Below are 11,472 nucleotides of genomic sequence, written 5' to 3'. Positions count from 1 at the left end.
GGGGCGGGGGTGGCCGGGCTGGAGCGGGCCGAGGCGCGGGCGGGGCCCGTGGCGCGGCTGGCCGGGGAGCACGCCGAGGTCGTGGCGGAGCTCACCGTGGGCTCCGACCCCCGGGCCGCCCGGAGCGGGAGCGGGCCGCCCGTGGTGGTGCTGGACGCGGTGATGACCCGGGTGACGGGCCCCGGCGGGGTGGCCACCCGGGTGGAGACCCCGGTCCGGGTGCTGGCCGGGCATCCGGGGTGGGCCCGGCTGCAGCCCTCGGCCCGGGTCGCGGTGGCGGCCCGGCTGGCCCCGGCGGGGGACGGGGAGCGGGCCGTGGCGCTGCTGAGGCCGGGCGGGGACGTCCCGCCCCGGGTGACGGGTGGCCCGGAGCCGGCGCAGCGGGCCGCCGGGAGGCTGCGCGCCGGGTTGCGGGAGGCCTCCGACGGGCTTCGGGGGGACGCCCGTGCCCTGTTGCCGGCGCTGGTGGTCGGGGACACCTCCCGGGTTCCGCCCGAGCTGCACGACGCGTTCGAAGCCACCGACCTGCTGCACCTGCTGGCCGTCTCCGGGTCCAACCTGACCGTGGTGCTCTACCTGCTCATCGGGCCCCCGGGGCGGGCGCAGCAGGTGGAGCGGGGCGGGCTGGCGCCGCGGCTGGGGCTGCCGCTGCGGTTCACCGCCCTGTGCGGGGCGGCCCTGACGGTGGGCTTCGTGGTGGTGTGCCGGCCCGATCCGAGCGTGCTGCGGGCCGCCGCCTGCGGGGTGGTGACCCTGCTGGCCCTGGCCACGGGCCGGCGCAGGTCCCTGCTCCCGGCCCTGGCCGCGGCGGTGCTGCTGCTGGTGCTGTACGACCCGTGGCTGGCCCGGGCGTACGGGTTCCTGCTGTCGGTGCTGGCCACCGGGGCGCTGCTGACCCTCGGACCGCGCTGGGCCGGGGCGCTGCGGGCGCGCGGGGTGCCGTCGCGGCTCGCGGAGGCCCTGGGGGCCGCCGCGGCGGCGCAGGCCGTGTGCGCCCCGGTGGTGGTCGTGCTGTCGGGCCGGGTGAGCCTGGTGGCGGTGCCGTGCAACCTGCTGGCGGAGCTCGCCGCGGGGCCGGCGACGGTGCTCGGCTTCGCCGCGCTCGCCGCGTCCCCGTGGTGCATGCCGCTCGCGGAGCTGCTGGCCCGGTGCGCGGGGGTGCCGGTGGGGTGGATCGCCGCCGTCGCGCGGGCCGGGGCGCGGCTGCCGGGGGCGGAGCTGCCCTGGCCGGGCGGGTTCGCAGGGGGGCTGCTGCTGGCGGGGGTCACGGCGGCGCTGGTGGGGCTCGGGGTCCGGTTCGGGCGGCGGCGCGGTGTCCGGGCGGGGGTGGCGGGGGTGGCGGTGCTGTTGCTGGTGGCGGTGGTGCGGCCGCCGCAGCTGACCCGTGCGCTCACCGGCTGGCCGCCGCCGGACTGGAGCTACGTCCAGTGCGCCGTGGGCCAGGGGGACGCCGCCGCGCTCGCCGTGGGGCCGGGGGCGGCCGTCGTGGTCGACGCCGGACCGGAACCGGGCCCGGTGGACGCCTGCCTGCGCGCCCTCGGTGTGACAAGCATCCCATTACTGCTGCTGACGCACTTTCACGCCGATCACGTGGGCGGGCTGGCCGGGGTGCTGCGGGGCCGTTCCGTCGGTGTGATCGAAACCACCGCGGTGGCGGATCCGCCCGGCCGGGCGGCCCAGGTCCGGCGGACGGCGGCGGGGGCCGGGGTGCCCGTCGTGGCGGCGGTGGCGGGGGAGCGGCGGCGGGCCGGGCGGCTGGAGTGGCAGGTGCTGTGGCCCTCGGCCTCCGCGCCGGTGCCGCAGGGGCCCAACGACGCGAGCGTGGCCCTGCTGGCGCGCACCGCGGGGCTGACGTTCCTGCTGCTGGGAGACCTCGAACCGGGCTCCCAGCAGGCCCTGCTGAGGGAGCATCCGGAACTGGGGGCGGTGGACGTGCTCAAGGTCGCCCACCACGGTTCGGCCCACCAGGACCCGGGTCTGACGGAACGGATCCGGCCACGGCTCGCCCTGGTCCCGGTCGGCTCGGGCAACCGCTACGGGCACCCTGCGCGGGCCACCCTCGCACGGCTCGAATCCCTTGGGGCGGCTGTGCTGCGCACCGATACGGACGGCTCCGTGGCGGTCTGCGGCGGCGGTCCGGGGCTGCGTGCGGTTCCCGCCGGACGGCGTCCGAAAAGGCGCGGTCATACCGGGCGCGACCATTCTGTTTGCCCACAACCCGGCAGCATGATCGAATGCCTCTTCGCCAGAACCGACCAAGTACACACAGCACGGGGGTGCATCAGCCATGTTCGGTCGCCGAAGGGGGACGGATACGGCCGGGAGCGGGAGTTCACAGACGTCCGCCACATTGACACTGCCGCCCACGGCACGCCTGTTGAGCTGCCGGGTCCTCGACACGGTCCACCAGCCCATCCGGCAGGCCAAGTTCGAGGTGACCGACCCGATCGGCCGACGGGTCGTCAGCGGGGAGACGGACCCGTACGGGGGGTTCACGGCGGCCATGCCGGAGGGGGAGTACCGGCTGTCGGTCAGCGCCGAGGGCTACGCGCCGTTCCACGGGGCGACACTCGTGGGGGACCCGGCGCAGCCCGGCACCGCGGAGATCGTCCTGGACTCGGTGGAGCCGCCGGTGCTCCCGCAGCCGGGCCACTGGGAACTGGACCCGTCGCACTCCTCGATCGGCTTCACCGCCAAGCACATCGGCTTCGCCCGGATCCACGGCAGGTTCACCACCTTCGCCGGGGCGGTGCGGATCGGGGAGCGCATGGAGGACTCCTCCATGCACGTCATCATCGACGCGGCGAGCATCGACACCGGGCTGCGGATGCGCGACGACCACCTGAGGTCGGCGGACTTCCTGGACGCGGCCCGCTATCCGACGGTGGAGTTCTACAGCGAGCGGTTCATCCACCGCAGCGGCGGCAGCTGGGCCGTCGCGGGCGCCCTGACCCTGCACGGGGTGAGCCGTTCCGTCACCCTCGACACCCGGTACCTGGGCGTGGGCACGGGCCTGGAGGGCGAGCCGCGCGCCGCCTGCCGGGCGACGGCGGAGCTGCACCGCGAGGACTTCACCCTGAACTGGCAGTCGATGCTGGCCCAGGGGATCGCGGCGATCGGTTCGAGCGTGGAGGTGACGCTGGACGTCCAGATCGTCCACAAGGCCTGAGGGCGGCCGGGCCGGGAGGCTCAGGGGGCTTCGAGCCAGCCCTCGTACTCGGCGGCGAGCTCGTCCAGCACCGCGGCGTCGAGCCGCTGCTGCGGGTCCTCGACGACCACCAGCCACTGGGCGTCCTCGGCGTCGTCCTCGCCGGCCAGGGCGTCGCGCACCAGCTGCGGCTCCTCGGGGAGGCCGAAGCGGTCGACGGCCTCCTGGGCCACCTCCTCGGCGGCGTCGCGGTCGGGCAGTACCAGTACATGTCGCAGGTTCACCGGACCATTCTCGGGCACCGGGCGCGGGGCGCTGTCGGTGCGGCGTGGGATGCTGGAGCCGATGGCCACCAGGAAGAACCCCACCGACGATCCCCTCGCCCCGATCACCCTCGCGGTGGGGCAGGAGGACCTGCTGCTCGACCGCGTCGTCCGGGACGTGGTGAAGGCCGCCCGCGCGGCCGACGCCGACACGGACGTCCGGGACCTCACCTCCGACCAGCTCCAGCCCGGCACCCTGGCCGAGCTGACCAGCCCGTCCCTCTTCTCCGAGCGCAAGGTCCTGATCGTGCGCAACGCGCAGGACCTGGGCGCGGAGACGGTGAAGGAGGTCAAGGCCTACCTCGCCGACCCGTACGAGGAGATCGCCCTCGTCCTCCTCCACGCGGGCGGGGTCAAGGGCAAGGCGGTACTGGACGCCGCCCGCAAGGCGGGGGCCCGCGAGGTCGCCTGCCCGAAGATGACGAAGGCCGCGGACCGGCTCTCCTTCGCCCGGCAGGAGTTCCGGACCCTGGGCCGTTCCGCCACCTCCGAGGCCTGCCAGAACCTGGTCGACGCGATCGGCGCCGACCTGCGGGAGCTGGCGAGCGCGGTGGCGCAGCTGTGCGCGGACGTCGAGGGCACCATCGACGAGGCCGTGGTCGGCCGCTACTACACCGGCCGTGCGGAGGCCTCCAGCTTCACCGTCGCCGACCGGGCGGTCGAGGGGCGGGCGGCGGAGGCCCTGGAGGCCCTGCGCTGGTCCCTGGCGACCGGGGTCGCGCCCGTGCTGATCACCAGTGCGCTGGCGCAGGCCGTCCGGGCGATCGGGAAGCTGGCCTCCGCCCCGCGCGGAGCCCGCCCGGGCGACCTCGCCCGGGACCTCGGCATGCCCCCGTGGAAGATCGACCGGGTCCGGCAGCAGATGCGCGGCTGGTCGGCGGACGGCGTATCGGAGGCGCTGCGCGCGGTCGCGCTGGCCGACGCGGGGGTCAAGGGCGGCGGGGACGACCCGGAGTACGCCCTGGAGAAGGCCGTCGTGGCGGTGGCCCGCGCCGCCCGGCCGCAGCGCCGCTGACACCGCGGACCGGCGGGCACGCGAAGCCCGCGGCCCGCCCCCCCGGGGAAGGGCGGAGACCGGGGCACTGCACCTGAGCCCGGGCCCGGGCCCTACGGCATTTCGGCGAGCTGCCGGTACGCCGAACCGATGACCTGCAGGCTCTTGGCCAGTCCTGCGCAGTCGACGGTGGCGTAGCTGATCACCAGGGCGGGTGGCCTCGATGCGTCCGTGAGCGTGTAGAAGCGACTGCCCCGGACCAGTACCGACTGGTCGCGGGCGGCCCGGACCAGGGCCGGTTCGTCCAGGTGAGGGGGGAGCTGGAGGTAGGCCTGGAGGCCGCCGTCGATGCCGGTGAGACGGGCGCCGGGCAGGCAGGCCTCGGTCTGCCGACGGATGACCTGGCGGCGACGGTGGAACTCCGCGCGGAGTTTGCGCTGGTGGCGATCGAGGGCGCCGGTGTCGATGAAGCGGGTGAAGGCCAGCTGTTCCAGGCCGGAACAGCCGATGTCCCAGCCCGCCCGGACGTGCTCGATCGAGGCCATCAGCTCCGAGGGGGCCGCCAGCCAGCCGAGGCGGAGCGCAGGGGCCAGGGTCTTGCTCGCGCTTCCGGCGTACACAACCCGGTCCGGGGCGAGGCTCTGCAGCGCGGGGAGCTGGTCCCCGGGGTGCACGAACGCGCTGTCGAAGTCGTCCTCCACTATGTAGCCGTCGACCTTGTGCGCCCAGGCGATGAGGCGCTCGCGGCGTTCCTGGCCGAGTCGTGCCCCCGTGGGGAACTGGTTGGCGGGAGTGACCAGGACGGCCCGTACGTCGCTCTCCTCCAGAAGGTCCACCCGCAGACCGTCCTCGTCCACGGGGATGCCGACGGGCCGAAGCCCCGAGCTGGTGATGAACTCCCGCTCGCCCGGGTGCCCGGGGTCCTCCACACCGAGCGTGGTGTGGCCCCGGTCCAGCAGGACCTTGCAGGTCAGGGCGAGGCCCTGGGCGAAGCCGGCTGTGACCATCAGGTCCTGGGGGCGGCTGCGCACCCCGCGCACCCGGCCCAGGTAGCCGACCAGTACGCGACGGGTCAGCGGCACCCCGGCAGGCGCCGAGTAGCCGAGCTCCTGGCGGCCCGCGTCATTGACCACGGCGGTGACGCACCGGATCCACTCCTGGCGGGGGAAGTCCATGACGTTCGACGTGCCGGTGCGCAGGTCCCACCTCGCCTTGAGGGCGAGCTCCGGGTCGGGCGGGGCAAGGGTGGAGACGGCACCCTCGTCGGACTGGCCGCGGGCCGAGATCGTGGTGCCGGAACCGCGCCTGGTCTCCAGATAGCCCTCGGCCGACAGCTGTTCATAGGCCTCCACGACGACGCTGCGGGAAACACCGATATCGAGAGCGAGCTGGCGGCTGGAGGGGATGCGGGTACCCGGCCACAAGGTTCCATTCTCAACCAATTCTCGTACCGAGTTACGCACCTGGACGGCCAGTGGAAGGCGGGATTCCCTATTCACGGTGAGCTCGAGTTGCCGAGACAAGTGGTCTTCTCCTCGATGGCCGAAGTGGTCTGGCCCGCGCATTCTCACATTTGATGGAGTCGTTCCGCACACACATTCGTTGCCGGTGGGAGAACCGGCTTCCAGGGGGATGGCTCGGGGGAGCCGGACCGTTGAGGTCCGGTATGCACGGCGCGTGGCGGGGGATATTTCGCACGCCGCTGCCGTGATTTCCCCTGCCCGAAAGTCCCCACGGCCCATTGGGGCCAGAAAGGTCTTTCGCCGTGTCTTTGTTGTCAGAGTTGCCCTTGCCCGAAGCCGGGGTGACCGAGCCGGAGCAGGGGGTGGGCCGGGGGGCCCGCCGACCGGGGGCCGTGCGCGTACGCGTGCGCTCCGAAGCCCTTCCGCCCGTAGCGGCACTGAGCCTGTACGAAGCCCTTGCCCGTACGCGGGACCAGGGCGAGGTCTACCTCTTCGAGAGCCTGGACGGACCCGACCAGGACCGGCACTTCGCCGCCGTCGGCTGCGGACGCCTCGCGGAACTGCGGGTCTTCGCCGACCGCGTGGAGCTCGCCGCCGCCGGGACGCTGGGCGACTCGCTCACCGAGGCGCTCTCGGCCGCCGTCGGGCAGCCGCGCGGCGCGGCGGGCGATGCGACGGGTGGCTCGGCCGGCGCCGTACGGCAGTGGGACGTGCGCGACTCCGCTGACGTGTGGCGGATCCTGCGCGCGGCCCAGGGGGCGTTCACCCTCGACACCGAGGTGCCCGCCGGAACCTTCGCCTTCGGCTTCCTCACCACACTGTCGTACGAAGCGGCCTGGGCCATGGAGGAACTTCCCGCCCAGCGCGGCGCAGCGGACCTGCCGCGGTGCACGCTGACCCTCTTCAAGGACACGGTCTGGTACGACCTGCGCAACGGCGGAGCGCGCTATCTGGCCGCGGACGGCAGCCAGTTGCCCTCGGACCCGACGCAGGAGCCGCTGCGGGCCGTCGTGGACAGGGTGCGCAGGCAGGGCGAGGCAGGTGCTGCCGACGCGGTGCCGGACGCCCCGCCGCCGCTGTCCGTGCGGGACACCGTGGACGAGGAGACCTTCGCCGCCCGGGTGCGACGGTGCCTGGGCCACATCGAAATCGGAGACAGCTACCAGATCCAGATCGGTCACCGCATCGATGTGGAGACGGAGTTGACACCACTCCAGGTGTACCGGCGGCTGCGGCACCGCAATCCCTCGCCCTACATGTACCTGATCCCCTGGGCGGGCCGGACGGTGATCGGGGCCAGCCCCGAACTGTTCGTGCGGATCCAGGACGGTCTCATCTCCATGCGCCCGATCGCCGGGACCGCGCCGCGCGCCGCCGATCCGGGCGAGGACGCCCGCCGCGTGGCGGAGCTCAGGGAGAGCGCCAAGGAGCAGGCCGAGCACGTCATGCTGGTCGACCTGTGCCGCAACGACATCGGCCGGGTCGGCGTACCCGGCACGCTGGCCGTCGACACGATGATGGAGGTCGAACCCTTCGCGTACGTCCACCACCTGGTCTCGACCGTGTCCGGCCAGGTCAGGGACGGGACGGACGTCTGGGCCGCGATCTGCGCGACCTTCCCGGCAGGGACCATGACCGGTGCGCCGAAACTCCGCGCCATGGAGATCATCAACGACATCGAGGACCACCCGCGCGGCATCTACGCCGGAGCGCTCGGCCTGGTCGACGTCCGCGGGTTCGCGGTACTCGCCCTGTGCATCCGCACCGCTGTGCACGACGGGGTCCGGTACAGCACCCAGGCGTCGGCAGGGGTGGTCGCCGATTCCGTGCCCGCCGACGAATGGCGGGAGACGCTGGCCAAGATGAGCGCGACCTACTGGGCGCTGACCGGTGAGGAACTGCTGAAGTGAAGGTCCTGCTCGTCGACGCGTACGACAGTTTCAGCCACATCATCGACCAGTACCTGCTCACGCTCGGCGCCGAGACCGAGGTGGTGCGCTCGCGCACCCGCACGGTCCGGCAGCTGGTGGAGTCGGCCCCCGACGCGGTGGTGCTCGGGCCGGGGCCCGGGCATCCGTCGGACTCCGGGCACGTCGAGCTCGTGCACGCCTTCGCGGGACGGGTTCCGCTGCTCGGTGTCTGTCTGGGGCATCAGGCGATCGGTCTCGCGTACGGGGCGCGGATCGCCGTCGCCAAGCACCTCATGCACGGCAAGACGAGCCCTGTCGAACACGACGGACAGGGCGTGTTCGAGGGTGCCCCGCAGCCGCTGACGGCCACCCGCTACCACTCGTTGATCGTCACCGATCCGACCGCGGACCTCGAGGTGACCGCGCGGTCCCTGGACGACGGCTACGTGATGGGCGTGCGGCACCGGACGCTGGCCGTCGAGGGGGTGCAGTTCCATCCGGAGAGCGTGATGACGGAGAGCGGGCTGCGGATCTTCGGGAACTTCCTGGAGAGCGCCGGCGCGGTCGGCGCGCCGGGAGTCGCGGTGCGCTGAACGGCGAAGCAGGGGCCGGCAGGGGCCGGCAGGGGGCAGCGGAACGACCGGGGGAACGGTGAACGATCAAGTGGACATCGAACAAGGGGCGTTGGCGGTGGTGACCGGCGGCGCAGGGGGGATCGGGCGTGCGGTGACGGCAGCCCTCGCCCAGGCCGGGTACCGGGTGCTCGCCGTGGACGTCAAGGACGACGCCGACCCCGCGGCCCACGCCGCGCTCGTCGCCGACCTGGGCGTGCCCGAAGCGGCCGAGGACCTGTTCCAGGAGATCGAGGCGGCCTACGGGCTGCCCGGGATCCTCGTCAACAACGCCGGCATCTACGAGGCCAGGGACTTCCTCGACTACGACGCGGAGAGTTACCGACGCGTCTTCGACGTGAACGCGGGTGCGGCCTTCTTCTGCACCCAGGCCCTCGCGCGTCGGCTCATCGCCGCGGGGCGGCCCGGCAGCGTGGTCAACGTCGCCTCCATCAGCGGCCAGAGCGGCAGCCCCGACGCCGCCTACGGAGCGTCCAAAGGCGCCGTGATCGCCCTGACCCGGAGCCTCGGCCGGGCGCTGGCCCCGCACCGCATCCGGGTCAATGCCGTCGCGCCGGGGCTGATCGACACCCCGATGGCGGCGCGGATCCCCGAGGACCGGGCGGCCGGCTACCGGGAACGCATCCCCATGGGCCGGTTCGGCGAGGCCGCCGAGGTCGCCTCGGCGGTGCGCTACCTCGTCGGGGCCCACGCGAGCTACGTCAGCGCGAGCGTGCTGGACGTCAACGGAGGGCTGCGCTAGCGGAACGGCCGTTCCACGCGCCCGCGCCCCGCCGCGCCCCCGACCGCCCGGCCCCGCCGCGCCACGGCTCCACCCGACCCGTCGACTTCCCGCGCGCGGCCCCGGCACGGCGCCATACCGCCCGGCCACCGCGCGCCTTCCACCACGAGAGGACCCTCGCCCATGTGGCTACCCACGCACGGCCCCGCGGCCGAGTTCGCCGCGCGCTACCTCGAACTCCACCAGGCCTTCTACGACCGCACCCTGTCCGAGGCCGCCCTGGCCGCCTGGCGCGCGAGCCAGCTGCGCACGGTGCTCGATCAGGTCAGCACCGGATCACCCTTCTACGCACGGCACCTGAAGGAAGTGGAGCTGGCCGCGGTCACCCCTGACAGCCTCACGACGCTGCCCTTCACCACCAAGAGCCACCTGCGCGAGGAGATGCTGGACGTCCTCAGCCGGCCACTCTCCGACGCCCTCTTCTTCTACGAGACGACCGGCACCACCGGCCGGGCCACGCCCTGCCCCCGTGACGGACGCGAGATCGTCGCGAGCAACGCGCACATCACCGAGTCCTGGGCCTCGATCTTCCGCCACCACTTCGGCGCACACCGCCCGCGCATCGGCCTGATGGGCCCCACCGAGGTGCACTCGTTCGGCGACACCCTGGGCGACGTCGCCCGCAACGTCGGCTCGCTCAACGCCAAGATCTGGCCGTACTCACCGGTCATCGGCTTCGAGAAGGCCCTGCAGCTGATGCGGGACCTGGAACTCGAAGTGATCTGCTGCACGCCCGGCGTCGCCCTCACCCTCGCCAAGGCGGCCGAGCACTTCGGCTACGACCTGCGCCGCGACTTCAGCGTCAAGCTGCTGCTCGTCACCGGCGAGATGTGCACCCCGGCCCTCGCGAACAACCTGGAGAGCGTCTGGGGCGCGGACGTCTACAACATCCTGTACGGGTCCCAGGAGGCCTTCGTCATCGCGACGGCCTGCCGCAACAAGCGGATGCACCTCTCCCAGACCAACTACCTCATCGAGGTCGTGGACCCGGAGACCGGCGAGTCCCACGGGCCCCGCGGCAGCGGCGAGCTGACCGTCACGATGCTGGTGGACGGCGTGAAGCCGCTCGTCCGCTACCGCACCGGTGACGCGGTGGTCATCGAGGAGTCCGGCTGCGACTGCGAGCTGCCGGGCGATCTCGTCCGGATCGTCGGACGCACCCTGGACCGGCTCGAACTCGGCGGACGCCGGTTCACCGCCGGTGAGATCGAGACGGCCGTCATGACCGGGGTCACCGGCTCCGCCGGATACCAGGTGGTGATCGAGCGGGACGCCGACGGCCAGGACCGGCTGACCGTACGCCTCGAAGTGCTGGGGGGCCCGGCCCCGGAGGTGGAGGCACTCGCCGCAGCGGTACGGGCGCGCGCCGCCGACGCCCTCGGGGTGCCCGTGACCGTCGAACTCAGCGACGGGCTCGACCCGATCGTGAGCACGGGCGCCTTCGTCAGCTGGAAGGCCGCCCGCATCGTGGACCGGCGCAGCGCGCCCGACCACGAGACCGAGGTGGCCCGGCGGATGGCGGCGAAGCGTGGCTATGAGAACTGACGCCGCGCCGCCGGCGCTGCCCGAGGCGCTGGGCGAGGAGTACACCGCGCGGTGGAGCGAGCTGGCCGGACGGTGGGCCGCGCGGCCGGGAACCACCCTGGGCACGCTCGGCCCGGCCGGTACGTCCAGCGAGCTGGCGGCGCGGTTCCTCGCCGGGGAGCACGGGCTCTCGGTACGGCTGTTCGCCACCTTCGACGACGTGTTCGACCAGCTCCTCGGGGGCCAGGTCGAGTTCGCCCTCGTACCCAGCGCCTACCAGGGCCTCACCCGCTTCCACTGGCACCGCGACCTGCGCCTGCGAGGGTTCTTCGCCCAGGCCACGCCGGAGTACGGGATCGCGGCCAGGGCCGCTGCCGCCCCCCTGCCGGGGGACGGTCCCCTCGCGGTCGCCGCCATGTGGGAGGTCCGCCGGATCTACGCCGAGCTGGCGCCGGCCGGGCTGCGCGACCGCGAGGTCGCCTGGGTGGACGCCTCGTCGACCCAGCACGCGGCCGAGATCCTCGCCGCGGGCGGCGCGGACCTCGCCGTCACCAACGCGCCCGGCATCCGGGCGAACGATCTGCGCTGGGTGGCCAGCCGCCAGGGCGCGGAGATCGTCTGGACCCTGTTCGGCCGCGCGGAGACGCCGGCGGGCGGCATCCGACCCACGCCCTAGGGCCCGTCCCCGCCCGTCCCC

Annotated in this window: 9 protein-coding genes and 1 pseudogene; 8 read left to right on the top strand and 2 right to left on the bottom strand. The window is 73.6% G+C overall.

Annotated elements, in window-relative coordinates; translation table 11 throughout:
- Positions 1–2,163: pseudogene (locus ACFVXK_RS05515) on the top strand (ComEC/Rec2 family competence protein); the annotation flags it as partial.
- 124 nt (positions 2,164–2,287) lie between these two features.
- On the top strand, positions 2,288–3,169 hold the full coding sequence (locus ACFVXK_RS05510; protein WP_389610216.1) for a YceI family protein: 882 nt from the start codon (positions 2,288–2,290) through the stop codon (positions 3,167–3,169).
- A 20-nt stretch (positions 3,170–3,189) separates the two neighbouring features.
- Here ACFVXK_RS05510 and ACFVXK_RS05505 read toward each other — a convergent pair whose 3' ends face one another.
- A complete protein-coding gene (locus ACFVXK_RS05505; protein WP_389610215.1) occupies positions 3,190–3,432 on the bottom strand; it encodes a hypothetical protein in 243 nt (80 codons plus the stop codon).
- A 61-nt stretch (positions 3,433–3,493) separates the two neighbouring features.
- Between ACFVXK_RS05505 and holA the strand changes: the two genes are divergently transcribed.
- Positions 3,494–4,486: a DNA polymerase III subunit delta gene (gene holA / locus ACFVXK_RS05500; protein ID WP_389610214.1), complete on the top strand. Its 993-nt coding sequence runs from the start codon at positions 3,494–3,496 to the stop codon at positions 4,484–4,486.
- Positions 4,487–4,578: 92 nt separating this feature from the next.
- Here the strand turns inward: holA and ACFVXK_RS05495 are convergent, their stop codons facing one another.
- The gene (locus tag ACFVXK_RS05495; RefSeq protein ID WP_389610213.1) at positions 4,579–6,030 is read right to left on the bottom strand and encodes a PLP-dependent aminotransferase family protein; all 1,452 of its coding nucleotides are present in this window, start codon (positions 6,028–6,030) and stop codon (positions 4,579–4,581) included.
- Between the two features lie 290 nt (positions 6,031–6,320).
- Between ACFVXK_RS05495 and ACFVXK_RS05490 the strand changes: the two genes are divergently transcribed.
- The 5 genes from ACFVXK_RS05490 (at position 6,321) to ACFVXK_RS05470 (ending at position 11,451) form a co-directional block, all read left to right on the top strand.
- A complete protein-coding gene (locus tag ACFVXK_RS05490) occupies positions 6,321–7,838 on the top strand; it encodes an anthranilate synthase component I family protein (protein ID WP_389610212.1) in 1,518 nt (505 codons plus the stop codon).
- Positions 7,835–8,431, top strand: a complete 597-nt coding sequence (locus ACFVXK_RS05485; RefSeq protein ID WP_389610211.1) for an anthranilate synthase component II — start codon at positions 7,835–7,837, stop codon at positions 8,429–8,431. Before ACFVXK_RS05490 ends, ACFVXK_RS05485 begins: the two co-directional genes overlap by 4 nt.
- Positions 8,432–8,489: 58 nt before the next feature.
- Complete coding sequence (locus ACFVXK_RS05480) at positions 8,490–9,212, top strand: SDR family NAD(P)-dependent oxidoreductase (protein ID WP_389610210.1); 723 nt, start codon at positions 8,490–8,492, stop codon at positions 9,210–9,212.
- 162 nt (positions 9,213–9,374) lie between these two features.
- Positions 9,375–10,796, top strand: a complete 1,422-nt coding sequence (locus ACFVXK_RS05475) for a phenylacetate--CoA ligase family protein (protein WP_389610209.1) — start codon at positions 9,375–9,377, stop codon at positions 10,794–10,796.
- Positions 10,780–11,451 carry a hypothetical protein gene (locus ACFVXK_RS05470; RefSeq protein WP_389610208.1) on the top strand — a complete coding sequence of 224 codons (672 nt, stop codon included), beginning with the start codon at positions 10,780–10,782 and terminating at the stop codon, positions 11,449–11,451. Before ACFVXK_RS05475 ends, ACFVXK_RS05470 begins: the two co-directional genes overlap by 17 nt.
- Positions 11,452–11,472 lie beyond the last annotated feature (21 nt).

The sequence above is a fragment of the Streptomyces sp. NPDC058157 genome (assembly GCF_042884105.1).
GTDB lineage: Bacteria > Actinomycetota > Actinomycetes > Streptomycetales > Streptomycetaceae > Streptomyces.
This window is presented reverse-complemented; position numbering and strand designations above follow the sequence as displayed.

Bases quoted from the DNA above. Each gene is read 5' to 3' on its own strand.
- ACFVXK_RS05510 (WP_389610216.1), top strand. From the start codon at position 2,288: ATGTTCGGTCGCCGAAGGGGGACGGATACGGCCGGGAGCGGGAGTTCA.
- holA (WP_389610214.1), top strand. From the start codon at position 3,494: ATGGCCACCAGGAAGAACCCCACCGACGATCCCCTCGCCCCGATCACC.
- ACFVXK_RS05495 (WP_389610213.1), bottom strand. From the start codon at position 6,030: ATGCGCGGGCCAGACCACTTCGGCCATCGAGGAGAAGACCACTTGTCT.
- ACFVXK_RS05475 (WP_389610209.1), top strand. From the start codon at position 9,375: ATGTGGCTACCCACGCACGGCCCCGCGGCCGAGTTCGCCGCGCGCTAC.